Origin of the sequence: Marinobacter sp. LQ44, assembly GCF_001447155.2 — a bacterium.
Taxonomy (GTDB): Bacteria; Pseudomonadota; Gammaproteobacteria; order Pseudomonadales; family Oleiphilaceae; genus Marinobacter.
In genome coordinates this window covers 3,048,890-3,066,293 of record NZ_CP014754.1, presented here as the reverse complement: position 1 = coordinate 3,066,293, position 17,404 = coordinate 3,048,890, and the positions used below count along the sequence as shown (strand labels likewise).

The 17,404-nt window shown below is 57.6% G+C and carries 17 protein-coding genes; 7 read left to right on the top strand and 10 right to left on the bottom strand.

What is annotated here, in order from left to right; genetic code table 11:
- Positions 1-4: 4 nt before the first annotated feature.
- Positions 5-964 carry a hydrogen peroxide-inducible genes activator gene (locus tag ASQ50_RS14020; RefSeq protein WP_058091990.1) on the bottom strand — a complete coding sequence of 320 codons (960 nt, stop codon included), beginning with the start codon at positions 962-964 and terminating at the stop codon, positions 5-7.
- A 76-nt stretch (positions 965-1,040) separates the two neighbouring features.
- Here ASQ50_RS14020 and ASQ50_RS14015 point away from each other — a divergent pair, with 76 nt between their 5' ends.
- A complete protein-coding gene (locus tag ASQ50_RS14015; RefSeq protein WP_058091991.1) occupies positions 1,041-1,910 on the top strand; it encodes an NAD-dependent epimerase/dehydratase family protein in 870 nt (289 codons plus the stop codon).
- On the opposite strand, the gene ASQ50_RS14010 is transcribed toward ASQ50_RS14015, so the two are convergent.
- The 4 genes from ASQ50_RS14010 to gmk all read right to left on the bottom strand — a co-directional run bounded on the left by ASQ50_RS14010 (position 1,903) and on the right by gmk (position 5,613).
- Entirely contained in the window at positions 1,903-2,289 is a 387-nt protein-coding gene (locus ASQ50_RS14010; protein WP_011784170.1) for a RidA family protein, read from the bottom strand. The genes ASQ50_RS14015 and ASQ50_RS14010 overlap by 8 nt on opposite strands.
- Positions 2,290-2,366: 77 nt before the next feature.
- On the bottom strand, positions 2,367-4,508 hold the full coding sequence (locus ASQ50_RS14005; protein ID WP_058091992.1) for a RelA/SpoT family protein: 2,142 nt from the start codon (positions 4,506-4,508) through the stop codon (positions 2,367-2,369).
- 171 nt (positions 4,509-4,679) lie between these two features.
- A complete protein-coding gene (rpoZ, locus tag ASQ50_RS14000; protein WP_058091993.1) occupies positions 4,680-4,892 on the bottom strand; it encodes a DNA-directed RNA polymerase subunit omega in 213 nt (70 codons plus the stop codon).
- Between the two features lie 88 nt (positions 4,893-4,980).
- Positions 4,981-5,613: a guanylate kinase gene (gmk, locus tag ASQ50_RS13995; RefSeq protein WP_058091994.1), complete on the bottom strand. Its 633-nt coding sequence runs from the start codon at positions 5,611-5,613 to the stop codon at positions 4,981-4,983.
- Positions 5,614-5,795: 182 nt separating this feature from the next.
- Here gmk and ASQ50_RS13990 point away from each other — a divergent pair, with 182 nt between their 5' ends.
- Positions 5,796-6,680 (top strand): universal stress protein, encoded by an 885-nt coding sequence (locus ASQ50_RS13990; RefSeq protein WP_068351540.1) that lies wholly within the window; start codon positions 5,796-5,798, stop codon positions 6,678-6,680.
- A 36-nt stretch (positions 6,681-6,716) separates the two neighbouring features.
- Here ASQ50_RS13990 and ASQ50_RS13985 read toward each other — a convergent pair whose 3' ends face one another.
- Entirely contained in the window at positions 6,717-7,586 is an 870-nt protein-coding gene (locus ASQ50_RS13985) for a YicC/YloC family endoribonuclease (RefSeq protein WP_058091995.1), read from the bottom strand.
- 184 nt (positions 7,587-7,770) lie between these two features.
- On the opposite strand from ASQ50_RS13985, the gene rph reads away from it, so the two are divergent.
- A complete protein-coding gene (gene rph / locus ASQ50_RS13980; protein WP_058091996.1) occupies positions 7,771-8,493 on the top strand; it encodes a ribonuclease PH in 723 nt (240 codons plus the stop codon).
- A gap of 151 nt (positions 8,494-8,644) precedes the next feature.
- Here rph and ASQ50_RS13975 read toward each other — a convergent pair whose 3' ends face one another.
- Positions 8,645-9,451, bottom strand: a complete 807-nt coding sequence (locus ASQ50_RS13975) for an exodeoxyribonuclease III (protein ID WP_058091997.1) — start codon at positions 9,449-9,451, stop codon at positions 8,645-8,647.
- 81 nt (positions 9,452-9,532) lie between these two features.
- On the opposite strand from ASQ50_RS13975, the gene pyrE reads away from it, so the two are divergent.
- Positions 9,533-10,171, top strand: a complete 639-nt coding sequence (gene pyrE, locus ASQ50_RS13970) for an orotate phosphoribosyltransferase (RefSeq protein ID WP_058091998.1) — start codon at positions 9,533-9,535, stop codon at positions 10,169-10,171.
- 2 nt (positions 10,172-10,173) lie between these two features.
- Positions 10,174-10,815: a DUF4124 domain-containing protein gene (locus tag ASQ50_RS13965; RefSeq protein WP_058091999.1), complete on the top strand. Its 642-nt coding sequence runs from the start codon at positions 10,174-10,176 to the stop codon at positions 10,813-10,815.
- Positions 10,816-10,912: 97 nt separating this feature from the next.
- Here the strand turns inward: ASQ50_RS13965 and ltrA are convergent, their stop codons facing one another.
- Complete coding sequence (gene ltrA / locus ASQ50_RS13960; RefSeq protein WP_068351537.1) at positions 10,913-12,190, bottom strand: group II intron reverse transcriptase/maturase; 1,278 nt, start codon at positions 12,188-12,190, stop codon at positions 10,913-10,915.
- A 782-nt stretch (positions 12,191-12,972) separates the two neighbouring features.
- Positions 12,973-13,389, bottom strand: coding sequence for a hypothetical protein (locus tag ASQ50_RS13955; protein WP_058091367.1), 417 nt, complete (start codon positions 13,387-13,389; stop codon positions 12,973-12,975).
- A gap of 268 nt (positions 13,390-13,657) precedes the next feature.
- Between ASQ50_RS13955 and ASQ50_RS13950 the strand changes: the two genes are divergently transcribed.
- Entirely contained in the window at positions 13,658-14,155 is a 498-nt protein-coding gene (locus ASQ50_RS13950; protein WP_156510016.1) for a fibronectin type III domain-containing protein, read from the top strand.
- Between the two features lie 20 nt (positions 14,156-14,175).
- Here the strand turns inward: ASQ50_RS13950 and ASQ50_RS13945 are convergent, their stop codons facing one another.
- The gene (locus ASQ50_RS13945) at positions 14,176-14,511 is read right to left on the bottom strand and encodes a DUF2782 domain-containing protein (protein WP_058091366.1); all 336 of its coding nucleotides are present in this window, start codon (positions 14,509-14,511) and stop codon (positions 14,176-14,178) included.
- Positions 14,512-14,596: 85 nt separating this feature from the next.
- On the opposite strand from ASQ50_RS13945, the gene polA reads away from it, so the two are divergent.
- A complete protein-coding gene (gene polA, locus ASQ50_RS13940; RefSeq protein WP_058091373.1) occupies positions 14,597-17,326 on the top strand; it encodes a DNA polymerase I in 2,730 nt (909 codons plus the stop codon).
- Positions 17,327-17,404 lie beyond the last annotated feature (78 nt).

The window sequence follows — 17,404 nt, the reverse complement described above, 5'->3', positions numbered from 1 at the left end:
GCCCTCAGGCGCGCTCAGCAACCACCGGCGTTGCGGTTTTCGCCTTCTCCATTACGCGGCACTGGCTGGCCGCCAGCGACAACACATCAATGGCTTTCGGGCGGGGGAAGGTTACGCGCCAGGCCAGGGCGACCGTACGGAAGGGTACCGGCGGCGCAAACGGGCGCACCGCCAGGATATCTTCCTGGTATTTGATGGCGGTGGCGGCAGACAGGGGTAACACGGTGATTCCTAACCCGGAAGCCACCATGTGCCTGATGGTTTCCAGAGAACTGCCTTCAGTAACCAGTTCAGGCTGGCCGTTATCAGTGCGCTTGGTGATGGCATCAACCAATGGCGGGCAGGATTCCAGCACCTGGTCCCGGAAACAATGGCCCGGCCCTAACAACAGAAGCTGCTCTTTGGACATCTCTTCCGCCGTGATCTGGTCTTTCGCCGTCAGCGGGTGGTCCGCCGGCAGCAACACCACGAAGGGTTCATCATACAGCGGCAGCGTGACCACCTCCGGCTCTTCAAATGGCAAGGCGATGATGATGGCATCGAGATCGGAATGCCGGAGTTTCTGGCGCAGGTTGGCCGTATAGTTCTCTTCGATGTAGAGCGGCATTTCCGGCGCAGCGCGGCGCAACTCCGGCAACAGGTGCGGAAACAGATAGGGACCAATGGTATAGATGGCACCCACCTTGAGCGGTGAGTTCAGCTGATTCTTACCGTCCTGGGCCATGTCCTTGATGACACCCACCTGATCCAGAACCCGCTGGGCCTGCTCGATAATCCGCTGGCCCACTTCCGTCACGCGGATACTGCTTTTGCTCCGTTCAAATAACGGAATGCCGAGCTCATCTTCCAGCTTTTTAACCGCCACACTCAACGTGGGTTGGCTGACGTGACAACGTTCTGCCGCGCGGCCAAAATGCCTTTCCCGGGCAAGCGTAACGACGTATCGTAACTCGGTGAGTGTCATGGTGAGCTCCGGTCACAGGGTGCAGGTCGAAGTTTCACATACTTTATCAGCGAAAGCATAAGGATTGAAATTGTCTATGGCAATGACGGATCGCAAACATTCAGCGCGCATCCTGGTGGCGGGCTGTGGCAAGCTGGGCGGCGATATAGCCTCCTTGCTGGCCGAGACGGCTGAAGTGTTCGGCTTGCGCCGGAACCCGCACAAGGTACCACCCGGAGTTACCGGCATAGGCGCCGACCTGACCCAGCCAGATACGCTGAAAGGCAAGCTACCAGAGAGTATTGATGCGGTGGTCTATTGCCTGACACCCTCAAGCTACGACGAACAGGGTTACCGGGATGCCTACGTCACCGGACTGCAGAACCTGATCAATGCCCTGGGTCCGAAACCATTAACCAGACTCCTGTTCATCAGCAGCACCAGCGTGTACGCCCAGAACGATGACAGCTGGGTGGATGAACGCAGTGAGGCGAAGCCCAACCGCGTTACCGGGCAACTCATTCTCGAAGGCGAACAGACCGCCCTGAACAGTATTCACCCGGCCACCGTGGTCCGGTTCAGCGGCATTTACGGCCACAGCCGGCAACGCTTTCTGGAGGAGGTTCTTGAAGGGCGAATGAACCCAGAGCCCCCTGCGCCGTTCAGCAACCGGATTCACGAGCAGGATGCGGCCCGGGCGGTCGCCTGGCTGACAGAAAAAGCCATAAAGGGAGAACCACTGGACGATCTCTACATTGGTAGTGATTGCGAGCCGGTGCGGCTGGATGACGTGGTAGCGTGGGTTCGGCAGCAGGTGCCGTGTAAAGATCCAGTGGAGGGTGCCCGTAAGGGCGGCAGAGCCGGAAGCAAGCGGTGCAGCAATCAGCGCCTGCTGGCCACCGGCTTTGAGTTCCGGTACCCCGATTACCAGGCAGGATACCGGGAACTCATCGACGGCCTTAGCTGAGCACCATCACGGCTTCCATTTCCACAGGCACACCTTTCGGCAACGCTGCCACGCCCACGGCAGCCCGTGCCGGGTAGGGTTCCTGGAAATAGGTCGCCATGATTTCATTCACGGTGGCAAAGTTGGCCAGGTCGGTCATGTAAATGTTCAGTTTGACGATGTCTTTCAGCTCACCGCCTGCGGCCTCGCACACGGCCTTCAGGTTTTCAAACACCTGGCGGGTCTTGGCGGCGAAGTCACCTGCGACCACTTCCATGGTTTCCGGGTCCAGCGGAATCTGGCCAGACAAATACACGGTGTCCCCGGCTTTTACCGCCTGGGAGTATGTACCAATCGCCTGGGGGGCGTTTTCAGTCTGGATGACAGATTTGTTGGTCATGACCTGTAGTTTCCTCTCGTTCAAAACGCCAATCGTCACCCTTCGCCGTGGCTACTGTCAACCATACCTCGGTCTGGTCAGTGGCGAACCCGGCTGATGTGGGTCACCGCCCGAATGTTGCGCACCCGGCGCATCACCCGTGCCAGGTGTTTACGGCCATTCACGTGAACCACCAGGCTGACAATACCGAACTTGGCATTCTGCTCTTCCACGTTAATCCGCTCGATGTTGCCATCGGCCATGGCAACGGCGTTGGCCATTTCTGCAATCACACCGCGTTGGCGCTCCAGCTCTACGCGCAGCTCCACTGAGAACTCATCGGTAATGTCTTTGGCCCATTTCAGGTGGGTCAGGCGGGCACGGCCCTCGTCGTCTTCCGGCAGGCGGGAGCATGTGTCCGAATGAATGACCATGCCGTTGCCGGAATCCATCATGCCGACCACTGGGTCGCCCGGAATCGGCTTGCAGCAGTTGGCAAAGCGCACCAGCATGCCTTCGGTGCCACGAATGGTCACCGCACCCTGTTTATCGACCTCAACATTCTCCAGATTGGCCGGACCATCCAGGGCTTCGTTGCCAGATACCAACTGCCGGGCCACCAGGTAGGCCATACGATTGCCCAGCCCGATATCACCAATCAGATCATCAAAACTGTTGACCTGATTGTGGTTGACCACGGCCTGCTTCTGGGCGTCGCTGATGTCCGCCAGTTTGGCACCGAATCCTTTCAGGGACTTCTTCAGCAGGGTTCTGCCCAGTTCGATGGACTCTGCCCGTTTGCGGGTTTTCAACACATGTCGAATGCTGCTGCGGGCCTTACCGGTGACCACAAAGCTCAACCAGGCGGGGTTCGGCTTGGCGCCGGGCGCGGTGATGATCTCGACGGTCTGGCCACTTTGCAGCGGCTGGCTGAGGGAGGCGAGATTGCGGTTGATCCGGCAGGCAACCGCAGCGTTACCGATATCGGTGTGAATGGCGTAGGCAAAATCCACCGATGTCGCACCGCTGGGCAACTCCATGATGCGCCCTTTGGGGGTGAACACATAGATCTCATCAGGGAACAGATCCACCTTAACGTGCTCGATGAACTCCATGGAGTCATCCGCCCGCTCCCGCATTTCCATCAAACCTTTCACCCATCGATCAACCCTGGACTGATTGATGTTGGTGACTCCGGAATCGTCGGTTTTGTACATCCAGTGCGCGGCAATCCCATTATTGGCGATATGCTCCATTTCCTCGGTGCGGATCTGGATCTCGATGTTGACGTGCATCCCGAAAAGGGTTGTGTGCAACGACTGGTAGCCGTTGGCCTTGGGCATGGCAATGTAGTCTTTGAAGCGGCCCGGCAGCGGTTTGTAGAGGCTGTGCACGGCACCCAGAATGCGGTAACAGTCGTCTTCCGTGTCTGTGATGATGCGAAACGCGTACACATCCATGATTTCATGGAAGGATTTCTGTTTGAACTTCATCTTGTTGTAGATGGAGTTCAGGTGTTTCTCCCGGCCCTGAATGCGCCCGGGCAGACCACGCTCTTCCAGCTTCTCCTGCAGTTTGCCCCGAATCTCATCGATGATCTCCCGGTGGCTGCCCCGCAGCTTATCGACGGCCTTGGAAATGTACCTGGACCGCATCGGGTACAGTGAAGAAAAACCAAGATCTTCCAGCTCTGTGGAGATGGCATGCATCCCGAGCCGGTTCGCAATCGGGGCATAGATATCCAGGGTTTCGGTGGCAATGCGCTGGCGCTTTTCATAGGGCATCGGCCCCAACGTGCGCATGTTGTGCAGGCGGTCGGCCAGTTTGACCAGGATGACCCGGATATCCTTGGCCATGGCCAGGGTCATTTTCTGGAAGTTCTCGGCCTGAGCCTCCGCCCGGGAGCGGAATTCAATCTGGGTCAGTTTCGATACACCATCCACCAGCTCAGCGACGTCTTCACCGAACTGCTCGGTCAGCGCATCTTTGGGAATTCCGGTGTCTTCAATAACATCGTGGAGCATGGCCGCCATCAGGCTTTGATGATCCAGCCTCAGCTCGGCAAGGATGTGGGCTACGGCCAGAGGGTGAGTAATATAACGGTCGCCACTTTTACGCATCTGGCCTTCATGGGCCTGCTCCGCGTAATAGTAAGCCCGCCGCACCTGATTGATGCGACTGGTATCCAGATACGAACTGAGCTCTTTGGCCAGTTCTTCAACCGTTGCCTCTTCCGACACCGCGCCTCCAGTGGTCTCTGTTTGCCAGGAACAAAAAAGCCCGAATGCATGCATCCGGGCCTTCCCTTGTCCTTCCAGCAGGTTTCTATAGCTACACTATAAAACTGCGGTGACAGATTTCAATGGGTCTCAATCACTGACAGGTAAATGTACGCATTCCTGCCGGCGATGTTACTCGTCGTCGTCTTCGGTCAGCAGATCGCGAGTAACCTTACCTTCGGCGATTTCACGCAGGGCGATAACCGTCGGCTTGTCATTCTCTTCAGCAACCATTGGCTCTGAACCTTTGGTGGCAATCTGGCGGGCGCGCTTGGTGGCCAGCATGACCAGCTGGAAGCGGTTATCAACGTTTTCCAGACAATCTTCAACGGTAACTCGTGCCATTATCTTCCCCGACAAAAAAGAATCACTGATTTAGCAGACCGCGTAGTTTACTGCCCCCGGTTCAATTTGTATACAGGGAAAACCAGATTCAACCCCGACTGGAAAGTCCCGCCAGCAATTTGCCGTGGCGCAACTGTTGCACCGACATTTTCAGCCGCTGGGCGCGGGTGATGGCCAACAGGTCGGCCAATGCCACGCCGAAATCGTCGTTCACCACCAGGTAGTCAAACTCAGCAGCGTGCCGGCACTCTTCTTCCGCCTCCGCCAATCGGCGCTCAATCACCTCCGGTGCATCGGTGCCGCGGCCAATCAGGCGCTCGCGCAGCACCTCCGCCGAGGGCGGCACAATAAAGATACTGACGCACTCGGGGACCAAACGGCGAACTTGCTCGGCGCCCTGCCAGTCAATTTCCAGGATGACATCCTGCCCTGTGGCCAGGGTCTCGCGAACCCACACATGAGAGGTGCCGTAGTAATTACCGAAAACATCGGCGTGCTCCAGGAAATCGCCCTCGGCAATCATCGCCTCGAACTCGTCGCGGCTGACGAAGTGGTAGTTCACGCCATCCTGCTCGCCGCTGCGCATGGGCCGGGTGGTGTGAGACACCGACACACCCAGCTGCGAATCCTGACGGAGCATTTCCGCGACAAGGCTGGTTTTGCCCGCACCCGAGGGAGCGGAAATTACAAACAGGGTACCCTGTTCACCGGCCTGGCTCATGACTACTGACTCCAAATACAGTTTGCGCAGCCCCAGGGGCCTGCGAGAAAGCGATGAATTATACGGGGTTTGACTTATATGCGCATCCCGAGCCTCGTTCTACTGATAATATGGCGTGTTGAACCCAGACACCGGGGCCATCAGCCCCTCTCCCTGAATCTGCCGATTAGTGGAATCCCGGAATGGACAAACTCCTGATCATCATGGACCCGAAACACAAGCACCAGACTGCACTGGACCGAGGAATCGAACTGGCCCGGGCAACCGGTGCCAGCCTTGAAATCGTGGCCTTCGTGCATGAATATCTCGACGCCCTCCCCTCCGACCCGGTGGTTCAGAACAATGCACGCAAGGCACTGATTGAATCACGCCAGGAATGGCTGGAGAAAATGCTGGCACTGGCAGACTGCGACGATCTGAGCGTGGTCGCCCAGACGGTCTGGGCCAAGCAGATTCACCAATGGATTAACGAGCATTGCCAACGCGAGAATATCAGCACCGTAGTGAAAACCGGGCACCGATCCGAGACCTTCCTGTACACACCCACCGACTGGCACCTGATTCGGGAGTGCCCGGCGCCGGTGATGCTGGTGGCAGACAACAAATGGAAGAAAGCACACCCGATTCTGGCCGCCATTGACCTGAGCTCGGAGAAGCCGGTCAAACGGGCCCTGAACAACCGGATTATTGATCATGCCTGGCGACTGGCCAAGGCCATGGATACCGAACTGCACCTGGTGCATGCGCTACACACGTCGGTGGTGCTGGCCGATCTGGACATCATTGATACCGCCGCCCATACACGCAAGCGCGAGGAAGAACTGAAGCCCAGAATCGAACACCTGCGCAACACCTGGCACCTGAACCCTGAGCAGGTTCACATTGTCGCTGGCCCGGCACAAAAAGTGATCCCGAGTGTCGCCAATAAAATCAAGGCTGATATGGTGGTCATGGGCACCACCGGCAAAACCGGTCTGGCGGCCAAGGTTGTCGGCAATACGGCGGAGAAAGTTCTGACTCACCTGAGGACCGATCTCGTGGCCATTAAACCGGCCGAGAAGGAATAAGGCAGAAACGGGCCGGCCTACTCCGGCCCGCGACAATCATTCAAGGTTTTGCACCTGCTCCCGCATTTGCTCGATCAGCACCTTCAGGTCCACCGCCGCGCGGGTAACCACGGCATCAATGCTTTTGCTGCTGAGGGTATTGGCTTCCCGGTTCAGCTCCTGCATCAGGAAATCGAGGCGCCGGCCAATGGCATCATCGTTTTTCAGGGTGTCGGTCACTTCACTGATGTGAGCCTCCAGCCGTTCCAGCTCTTCGGCCACATCACTCTTTTGCGCCAGCATCACCATTTCCTGAGCCACGCGCTCCGGCTCCAACTCCACTTTTGCCTTTTCGAAGCGATCCCGCAGATTCTGATCCTGGGCGGCCAGTAGTTGCGGCATTTTCTCACGCACTTCTGCTACCAGCTTGCCCATGGTGGCCAGACGATCTTCAAATAACGGCCGCAGTCGCTCGCCCTCCCGTTCGCGAACGGTCATCAGCTCTTTCACGGTGTCTTTGAAAAGGCCAGCAGCGGCTTCCTTTGCCGCGCTATAGTCTTTCTCCGGCAAAGACATCACGCCTGGCCAACGCAGAATATCCAGTGCATTGATATGGGCCGGGTTATCCAGAATGCGGTTGATGTGGTTGGCTGCCTCGTTCACCGCCTTGGCCATCTCATCGCTGATCTCGAAGCTGTGCACCTCGTTCTCGGCAGACTGCAGGCGCATGGAAATATCCACCTTGCCCCGCTTCAGCCCCTGGTTGCGCAATTCTTCCCGAAAGCCGTTCTCCAGTTCCCGGAACGCCTCCGGCAGACGGAAAGACGGCTCCAGGTAGCGGTGGTTTACGGTACGGATCTCACACGTGAGCGTACCCCAGTCACCCTGGGTATCCTTGCGGGCAAAAGCAGTCATGCTGCGGATCATATTGGCTCCATAACCGATGAACAGAAGCATCGAGTTTAACAGGGTATTTGCCCGGGCGGCGAACCCGACCAAAGATCACCCGGCAAGCCCACCGCCCCGTGCTTGCTACGTGTTATACTCGCCGACCTTTCAACGATTCCGCCCGGCACTGCCCGGACATGTATTTTCATAAACAGGACACACTATGCGACCAAGTGGCAGAACGCCCGAGCAACCCAGAGACGTCCGCATCACCCGCAACTACACCCGCCATGCCGAAGGCTCTGTGCTGGTAGAGTTTGGTGATACGAAAGTCATCTGTACCGCCTCCGTTGAGAACAAGGTACCACCGTTCCTGCGCGGTGAAGGCAAAGGCTGGATCACCGCCGAGTACGGCATGCTGCCCCGCTCTACCGGCAGCCGCATGGGCCGCGAAGCCGCCCGCGGCAAACAGGGTGGCCGCACCGTGGAAATCCAGCGCCTGATCGGCCGCAGCCTGCGCGCCGCGGTAGACCTGGAAGCGCTGGGAGAACACACCATCACCATCGACTGCGACGTTATCCAGGCCGACGGCGGCACCCGCACAGCGGCCATCACCGGTGGCTGCGTGGCATTGGTAGACGCCCTGAACCACCTGGTCGCCACCAAACGCCTGAAAAAATCTCCACTTGTTCAAATGGTGGCAGCGGTCTCCGTTGGCGTTTACAAAGGCACGCCGGTAGCGGACCTGGACTATCCGGAGGATTCCGAAGCAGAAACTGATATGAACGTGATCATGACGGATAAGGGTGGCTTCATCGAAATCCAGGGAACGGCGGAAGGCGCTCCGTTCGAGCAGGCCGAGCTGGACTCCATGCTTGCGCTGGCCAGGACAGCGATTAACCAGTTGTTTGAAATCCAGAAAGAAGCTCTCGGCGCGCAAGCCTGACGGCCTATTGAGAACTAGCGGGTTCGGAGGGGGAAGCCTTTCCGGGACCCTCTCCGGCCATGGATGGCCGGAGCGGAGCGCACAGGGATGTGCTCGTAGCGTGTCCCGGAAAGGCTTCCCCCTCCGGACACGCGGTCGACTATCTCAACGCTTAAAAGCCGATTTCAATATCATAATCCATGATCACCGGCGCGTGATCAGAGAAACGGGTGTCTTCATCAATCCAGCCATCACGGATGGTCTTGCGAATACCCGGTGTCAACAGCTGGTAATCCACCCGAATACCCGCCTTCTTGCGGGAACCCTCGGTTTGCTCTGGCCACCAGGTAAACTGATTGCTCTGCTTGTTGATTTCCCGGAAACCATCAACGCAGCCCATCTCATCAAACAGACGATCAAGCCATGCACGCTCATGGGGCAGGAAACCAGAGAAATCCGTCTTGTGGTACAGCGGGCTGGCGTCCGTCACATGGTGGGCGGTCTGCAGGTTGGCGCAGAAAATAAACTGCCGGCGCTTACGCAGGGTCTTCTGCATATGCAGGCCGAACGCTTCCATAAACTCGTCTTTGTGATCGAGCACAGTCAGGTCATCTTCGCCAAGCAGCTCGTCCTCCCGGCCAAGGGCGCAGGGCGCCAGCACGCAAGCCACGGAGACCTTGTCGAAATCCGCCTGAATGAAACGACCCTCGCGGTCTGCCTGCTCATTGGCAAACCCGTACATGATGGCTTTCGGAAAATGGCGGGTGTAGATACCGACACCACCGTGTTCGTTCAGCTCACCATCAATAAAATAGGCCTCATAGCCTTCCGGAATCAGTTTTTTGTCTTCTACTTCGTAGGCACGCATGCGGTGGTCCTGCACACAGACGACATCAGCGTCCTGCTCGGCAAGCCAGTCAAAAAAACCCTTCTCAACGGCCTGTTCAAGACCATTGACGCTGATTGTCACTACCCGCATACATGTTCCCTGATTCGGTTTGTGTGTATGATACCGGTTTTACGCTTTAATTAAAGATCAAACCCCGCCAGAAGCCTTGCCATGCACGACTATCAGCAAAATTTTATCGAGTTTGCCATTGAGCGGAATGTTCTGCGCTTTGGAGAGTTCACGCTCAAATCCGGCCGAACCAGCCCCTACTTTTTCAATGCCGGGCTATTCAATACCGGAAACGACCTGTTGCAGCTAAGCAAAGCCTATGCCGCAGCCATCGAACGCAGCGGCCTGAATTATGACATTATTTTCGGGCCCGCCTATAAGGGCATTCCGTTGGCCACGGTGACCGCCATGGCCCTTGCAACAGACGGTAACAGCAAACCGTTTGCCTTCAATCGCAAAGAAAAGAAAGATCATGGTGAGGGTGGCAATATTGTCGGCGCCCCACTAAAAGGTAAGGTACTGATTGTGGATGACGTAATCACTGCCGGCACCGCCATTCGCGAATCCATCGATCTCATTCGTGCCGCTGGCGCGGAGCCTGCCGGCGTGCTGATTGCCTTGGACCGGCAGGAAAAAGGCAATGGCGAGTTATCCGCCATTCAGGAAGTGGAGCAGGAATTCGGCATCCCCGTTGTCAGCATTATTCGTCTTGAGCAGGTACTGGACTACCTGAAGTCCAATCCGGAGTTTGCCGGCCACGCGGAAACAGTGGCCAGCTACCGGAACCGTTACGGAGTCTGACCATGCACCACCGTGTGTCCAAATCAACGGTTATTGCCAGCCTGGCCGTAGCAGGACTGCTGCTGTCCGCCAGTGTGCAGGCCAATATGTATCGTTACACGGATGACAACGGTCAGCTGGTGATCAGCAATACCATCCCGCAGGAAGCCACCAAACGCGGCTACGACATTCTCGGAACCAACGGCCGAGTTATTGAGACCATCCCGCCCGCCCCCACAGCCGAAGAGATCGCTGCCCGGGAAGCGGAGAAAGAGCGCCAACGCCAGGCCGAGATTCAACAGCAGCAGGATCGCCAGCTGTTGAAGCGCTTCAGCCATCCAGACCAGGCTGTTCGCGCCATGCATCGGAAGATTCGCGAGCTGGAAGGGATTATCCAGTTAAAGCGAGGCAATATTTCCGTGATTTCCAGCCAGCTTGATAACGAGCAAAGCCGAGCGGCAGATATGGAGCGGGCCGGCAGGGATATTCCGGAAGCTACCCTGGAACGGATTCGTCGGCTGGAGTCACAGATCCGCGACGTGGAACGGGAAATTGCCGCCCAACAGCAAGACATCAGTGCAATGAAAAAGGAATTTGAGGCGGATATAAAAAGACTGGAAGTCGTTACTGGCCAGGAGCGGACACTCCCCCTGGAGCCGGAATAAACGTTTGTACTGGCGGAAATAGCGAGTAGGGTGAGGCGTTACCGCCTCATCCCTCTCCCAGAACCGTACATACGGGCCACGTATACGGCTCATGCCATTAACTTACCCCGAACTCGGGGACAGTGATGCCGGTTTTAACCTTCGCAAGATCTATCAACTTCAGGTCATTGTGCAGGTAGGTGTTGGGCAGGGCCAGACTGGCCAGTGGGGACGCCGCGTTGCGCCAGCTTTGCATCTTGATATGCCGGAACGGGGGTTGGTAACCTAGCTGTTTCAGCCTCCGATGCAGCCGACTCGGCTTTTTCCACTGCTTGAGCTGGATGCAGCGCAGGCGCCGCCTTAACCAACTCATCACCTGCTTCAGCACCCTCGCGCAGTTCGCCACCCGGAAGTAGTTGGCAAAGCCCCGTAGCACCGGATTCAGCTCGCGGATAATCGCCGCAAGCCCGATGCCCCGGTTACGCTTTGTCAGCGCTTTCAGCTTCTGCTTGAGTTTCACCACCTTCTTGTCCTGGATGCGGGTGTAGTTCGTGTAGATCACCACGCCCAGGAACTTTACCCCCTCATCGCTGTGGGCGATGTGGGTCTTGGTGACGTTCACCGTCAGCTTCAGCTCTTCTTCCAGATAGCGTTGGGCCACCCGTAACGCATTCTCCGCGCCCGCTCGTGAGCCGCACAGGATCAGGATGTCGTCCGCGTAGCGGACGATCCGGTGCCCCCGCGCTTTCATGAACTGGTCGAAGGCGTCCAGGTAGGCGTTTGCGATCAGCGGACTGATCACGCCACCCTGAGGGCTTCCCAGTTCCGTCTCTTCGAGGTGGTATCCCACCATCACGCCACTTTCCAGGAACTGGCGCAGCAGTGACAGGACACTGCCGTCCGTGATCCGTTGGCGGAACTGGCGGATGATCAGGTCATGGTTGAGCGTGTCGAAGCATTTCGACAGGTCCATGTCCACAACCCAGTCACGCCGGTATCGGCGGATAAACAACTCCGCCTTGCCGATGGCGTGGTGACCACTGCGTCCCGGACGATACCCGTAACTCGACGGGTGGAAATCCGGCTCGAAGATCGGTTCGATAATACGGCGCAGCGCCTGTTGCACAACCCGGTCCCGAACCGTCGGAATGCCCAGCAGACGCTCACCGCCGTCATCCTTGGCGATGGCTACGCGTCTGACTGGCTGCGCCCGATAGCGCTTTTCCTTCAGCTCGAGCAACAGGCACGACAGCTCCACCTCCAGATTCGCCTCAAACCCACTCAGGCTCTGCCCATCGATTCCGGCCGCGCCCTTGTTGCGTTTGATGTGTCTGAAGGCTTCATACAGGCGCTGTTTTGACAGCAATTGCCCGTACAGACTGTAGTATTTCCTCATGCCTGCTCATCTCCGCGATGACGGCTTCGAGGGTTGGCTTGGCTGCCGGTGTGTTTCAAGCGATCCGCCCGGGTGCTAGCGCTCAGGCAATCTGCCGCCACGGTATCGCTCTACTCCCTTGTTCGGAGAACACCAGAGCCACTGCGTTCCCGCAGTACCCCAGTGCACGTCCCTGCCCCGTCGGGCAGCTTGTGAACACAGCGTCCACCTCTCACTCGTCGTCCGTCATTCTCGTTAATGACTTCCGCCCTTCGCATCCGATCAGAGCTTTTGACCCTGACCGGTCCGCTGAACCTCCGTCAGCGGTCATTCCGGTTTTATCCTCCACGCTGTTACCAGGCTTCTCAGGCCGGAACTTCCTCACTACTACGGCTTCATCTGCCACCTCGCACCAACTGCGGCCTCGGCTTTCACCTTGCGCCACAGCCTCCGACAACGCCGGATTCGGTGTCAGGCTTCCCCGGTTACTGCACCGGCTCCCTGTTAACGATGCCACCCTCAAACACAGCCCAGGTCTGACTGAGTATCGGGCGTCGCGTTATTTCGCACGCTGGCCCACCTGACCTGCCGAAGCAGGTTCACTTGCGTTGTGTACCGTTAACTTCCTATGGCTTCCTTCAGACCCCACCGTTGGCCAGTGGCGCCCTTGCCAGTCGGATTGTCTTCCCCTCAGTCGGGGTGACGCCACCTTCTTTCAGATGGCCGGGTTTGCCGGCTTCGCCGGGCAAACGACAAAGGGCGCTCACCAGAGCGCCCTTTGTGGTTAGAGCTCGCCATTATGATCAGGCGGACGCTGTTTCCTTCTTGGCTGCCGTCTTGCGAGCCGCTGGCTTGCGAGCGGCCGGCTTCTTGGCAGTGACTGACTTCTTGGCATCCTGGGCAGCTTCCGCTACGTCTTCGGCGGCGCCGGAAACAGCGTCAGCACCTTCAACGGCTTCTTTTTCCAGCTTGGCAACCAGTTCGGCAGCAAAATTGCCGAAACGGCTGTTCAGGCTACGCAGCTGCTCGAACAGGTTCTCGGAGTATCCGGTGTAACGCTTGCGCAGGGTCTTTACGCTGTATTCGCGAGCTTCTGCTTCCAGCTTCTCTGCGTAATCAAACGGCTTGGAAGCCAGCTTCTTCTGCTGCTCTTCGGCGGCGTTGATGCCCTTCTCAACGATGTCCTGCAGTTGTTCCTGGTAGGATTTCAATTTACCCATGGTAGTTCTCCTTGATTTTAGGATCGTTTCGGCACCACAAGCCCTTGCTTCTGCGTGCCTTTGGTGACTTTCACCCACCAAGGTACGGATAAAAATTAGAATGTTCATACTAAAACCAATCTTCGGTTTTTACGGATAGTTCACTTGATCGAAAGGTAGCGGCTGGCATAATCCCACCTTGTTTGAGGTAGCCCGTCTCCCGGTTTTATTCAGGCTCCATACGACCAGTAACGAGAGAGCCCGCCACGGCTCCGTATGCGAGTTGACCATGAAAATTTTACTGCCACCCTTGCCCGGCCAGGCTGCGCTTTGCCTGCTGACTATTGCCCTTGCCTCCCTGATCACTGGCTGTCAGGAAGACACTCGCGCCAGCAAACTCGACCCACAGCGCGCCTCGGAAGTCTCGGATGCCAGGCTGAAACAGGCACAATCAAACCTCCTGGCCACACTGGGACAATCGCCCGCGGCAAAGCAGAGCCAGTACTCTGCGGATAGCGCCGCCAGCCCACGCACTCTGGCCTGGAATCCACCGATGACCCGCGAAGACGGCTCATCACTGGCACCTGGCCAAATCTCTGGGTATCGCATCTATTACCGGATGAAGCATAAGAATGATTTCAGTATCATTCCGCTGAACGATGCCAGCACAACCCGTTACCGCCTTGAGGGCATGCCCCCCGGCGCCTATGAATTCTCGATTACAACGGTGGATGTGGATGGGCTTGAAAGCCGGCGTTCAGACCCGGTTGAAGTCAACTTGATCTGAGCGCACAGCAAAGGTGTCGGTTACCAGCGGAAGATCACCCAGCTAGGAACCAGCAAGTCAGACTCAGTGTCCTGAATCCAGCCGCCACCGGATGGCACCAGATAGTATTCGGGCCCTACGTTAGGCACCACCTTGATTTCCATAAGCTGGCCATTCACGCGATATTCATAGAACACTTCATTCTCCCCCGGCCGGATCACAATTTCCGGCCCGCCTTCCGGGGGCTGGTAATCGGAAATAACCACGGGCTCCTGGGGCGTGACTACCGGAGTGGCATCCAGTGAGCCTTCTTGCTGAGCCATCACCGGTAAAGACACAAGCCCAGCCAACATGGCGGAACAGGCGATTCGTTTCATTTTCGTGGTACCCTTTCGCTCATCTTTCTGGCTAGAGTTGCACAAGCCAACCCACGCTTCAATCAGATTCCGGACCGGCTTTGATATGACTGATAAAAAGACCCCACCCGTGGTTCTTGTTGACGGATCGTCCTACCTGTTTCGCGCTTACCATGCGCTGCCACCACTGACCACCAGCAAAAACCATCCGACCGGCGCCATCAAGGGTGTTATCAGCATGCTGCGGCGCCTTGAGCAGGACTTTCCCGGCTCCAAGGTGGTGGTGGTGTTTGACGCCAAAGGCAAAACCTTCCGCCACGACATGTATGAAGAGTATAAGGCCAACCGCCCCCCCATGCCGGAAGACCTGGCCGTTCAGATTGAACCGATCCACGACATCGTCCGCGCCATGGGGCTGCCCCTATTAATTGTGCCGGGCGTGGAAGCCGATGACGTCATTGGCACTCTGGCCTACGAAGCCACCAGCAAGGGTATCGACGTGGTGGTTTCCACCGGCGACAAAGACATGGCCCAACTGGTGAGCGATCACGTGACCCTCATCAATACCATGACCGAAACTGCCATGGATCGGGAGGGAGTGATCGACAAGTTCGGGGTGAGCCCGGAACAAATCATCGATTACCTCGCCCTGGTGGGCGACAAGGTGGACAACATACCCGGGGTGAACAAATGCGGCCCGAAAACCGCGGTGAAATGGCTGCAGACCTACCACGATCTCGACAACCTGATAGAACATGCGGACGAAATCAAAGGCAAGATCGGTGAATACCTGCGGGAAGCCACCGGCACCCTGCCCCTGAGCCGGGAACTGGCCACCATCCGCCTGGATGTCGATCTGGACTTCGGACTGGAAGACCTGCAGGAGCGGGAACAGGACGACCATTCCCTGCTCGAGCTGTTCAAGGAATATGAATTCCGTAGCTGGGTTGCCGAGCTTGAGAATTCGGGTTCAGAAAATAGCGAGAACCAGTCTTCCCCCAAATCAGAACCCGAACCAGCGGTCGAGAAGCAGTATTCTGTGATTACCGACCAGGCCGAGCTGGATACCTGGCTACAGCGGCTGAAAGCTGCGGATCAATTCGCTTTCGACACTGAAACCACCAGCCTTCGCTACATGGACGCCGAAATCGTCGGCGTGTCCTTTGCCATCACCCCCGGTGAGGCGGCCTACGTGCCGCTGGGCCACGATTACATGGGTGCGCCGGATCAGCTGGACCGCGATCACGTACTTAACCAGCTCAAACCCCTGCTGGAAAACCCGGACGTGAACAAGATCGGCCAGAACCTGAAGTATGACAAGAATGTGCTCGCCAACCATGGCATCTATCTGGAGGGCATCAGCGACGACACCATGGTGGAGTCCTATGTACTCAACTCCGTGGCCACGCGCCACGACATGGACAGCCTGGCCCGGGAGTATCTGGGCGAACAGACCATCACCTACGAGTCTATCGCCGGCAAAGGCGCCAAACAGCTCACCTTTAACCAGATTGATCTGGAAAAGGCCGGGCCCTACGCCGCCGAAGACGCAGACATTACCCTTCGCCTGCATCGGGCCCTGAGCCCGAAACTGAAAGAAATCGGCAAGCTGGAATCCGTGTACCGGGATATCGACCTACCGCTGGTGCCGGTGTTGTCCCGCATGGAACAACGGGGCACCCTGATCAGCGCCAGCACCCTGCGCCAGCACAGTCAGGAGCTGGCCGAGCGCATGGCGGAGCTGGAGAAAGAAGCCCACAAGGTGGCCGGGGAAAGCTTCAACCTGGGCTCCACCAAGCAGCTGCAGGCGATTCTGTACGACAAGTTCGGCCTGCGGGTGATTAAGAAAACTCCAAAGGGCGCGCCCTCCACTGCCGAGCCGGTGCTCCAGGAACTGGCCCACGAGCACGAACTGCCCCGACTGATTGTAGAGCACCGCAGCCTGAGCAAGTTGAAGTCCACTTACACCGACACACTACCGGAGCTAATTCATCACCGTACCGGCCGCGTCCATACCTCTTACCACCAGGCGGTGACTGCCACGGGGCGCCTGTCGTCCTCCGAGCCGAACCTGCAGAACATCCCGATCCGCACTCCAGAAGGCCGCCGCATTCGCCAGGCCTTCATCGCACCGGAGGGCTACAAACTGCTGGCCGCCGACTATTCCCAGATCGAGCTGCGAATCATGGCGCACCTGTCCGGTGACAAGGGCCTGCTGAGGGCCTTCGAGCATGGCGAAGACATTCACAAGGCCACCGCCTCCGAGGTATTTGGAGTCAGCCTGATTGAAGTCACTTCAGACCAGCGCCGCAGCGCCAAGGCCATCAACTTCGGCCTGATCTACGGCATGTCGGCCTTCGGCCTGGCCCGCCAGCTGGAAGTGGATCGCAAGACCGCCCAGGAATACATTGATCGCTACTTCGAGCGTTACCCGGGCGTGCTCAAGTACATGGATAACATCCGCAAACAGGCCCACGACGATGGCTACGTGGAAACCCTGTTCGGCCGCCGCCTGTACCTGCCGGAGATTAACGCCCGGAACAAACAGCTGCAACAGGCTGCCGAGCGCACCGCCATCAACGCGCCCATGCAAGGTACCGCGGCCGATATCATCAAGCGGGCGATGATCGATGTGGACCAGTGGCTGCGCTCGGAGCATGCTGACGATGCCTGTATGACCATGCAGGTGCACGATGAACTGATCATTGAAGTGCGGGAAGACGCTCTGGAGACCGTGCGCAAGGGCCTGGTGCAGCGAATGCAGGCTGCCGCCAAACTGGACGTACCGTTACTGGTGGAAGCCGGCACCGGAGACAACTGGGATCAGGCCCACTAAGGGGCTGCACCCTTCCCTGATACCGCCCTGTTTTTGTTCATTTTCACCGAAAAGGCACAAAAGCAGGGCACCCTTTTC

Excerpts from the sequence above, each read along its gene's own strand:
- ASQ50_RS14020 (WP_058091990.1), bottom strand. The coding sequence starts at position 964 with ATGACACTCACCGAGTTACGATACGTCGTTACGCTTGCCCGGGAAAGG.
- ASQ50_RS14015 (WP_058091991.1), top strand. The coding sequence starts at position 1,041 with ATGGCAATGACGGATCGCAAACATTCAGCGCGCATCCTGGTGGCGGGC.
- ASQ50_RS14010 (WP_011784170.1), bottom strand. The coding sequence starts at position 2,289 with ATGACCAACAAATCTGTCATCCAGACTGAAAACGCCCCCCAGGCGATT.
- rpoZ (WP_058091993.1), bottom strand. The coding sequence starts at position 4,892 with ATGGCACGAGTTACCGTTGAAGATTGTCTGGAAAACGTTGATAACCGC.
- gmk (WP_058091994.1), bottom strand. The coding sequence starts at position 5,613 with ATGAGCCAGGCCGGTGAACAGGGTACCCTGTTTGTAATTTCCGCTCCC.
- ASQ50_RS13990 (WP_068351540.1), top strand. The coding sequence starts at position 5,796 with ATGGACAAACTCCTGATCATCATGGACCCGAAACACAAGCACCAGACT.
- ASQ50_RS13985 (WP_058091995.1), bottom strand. The coding sequence starts at position 7,586 with ATGATCCGCAGCATGACTGCTTTTGCCCGCAAGGATACCCAGGGTGAC.
- rph (WP_058091996.1), top strand. The coding sequence starts at position 7,771 with ATGCGACCAAGTGGCAGAACGCCCGAGCAACCCAGAGACGTCCGCATC.
- ASQ50_RS13975 (WP_058091997.1), bottom strand. The coding sequence starts at position 9,451 with ATGCGGGTAGTGACAATCAGCGTCAATGGTCTTGAACAGGCCGTTGAG.
- pyrE (WP_058091998.1), top strand. The coding sequence starts at position 9,533 with ATGCACGACTATCAGCAAAATTTTATCGAGTTTGCCATTGAGCGGAAT.
- ASQ50_RS13965 (WP_058091999.1), top strand. The coding sequence starts at position 10,174 with ATGCACCACCGTGTGTCCAAATCAACGGTTATTGCCAGCCTGGCCGTA.
- ltrA (WP_068351537.1), bottom strand. The coding sequence starts at position 12,190 with ATGAGGAAATACTACAGTCTGTACGGGCAATTGCTGTCAAAACAGCGC.
- ASQ50_RS13955 (WP_058091367.1), bottom strand. The coding sequence starts at position 13,389 with ATGGGTAAATTGAAATCCTACCAGGAACAACTGCAGGACATCGTTGAG.
- ASQ50_RS13950 (WP_156510016.1), top strand. The coding sequence starts at position 13,658 with ATGAAAATTTTACTGCCACCCTTGCCCGGCCAGGCTGCGCTTTGCCTG.
- ASQ50_RS13945 (WP_058091366.1), bottom strand. The coding sequence starts at position 14,511 with ATGAAACGAATCGCCTGTTCCGCCATGTTGGCTGGGCTTGTGTCTTTA.
- polA (WP_058091373.1), top strand. The coding sequence starts at position 14,597 with ATGACTGATAAAAAGACCCCACCCGTGGTTCTTGTTGACGGATCGTCC.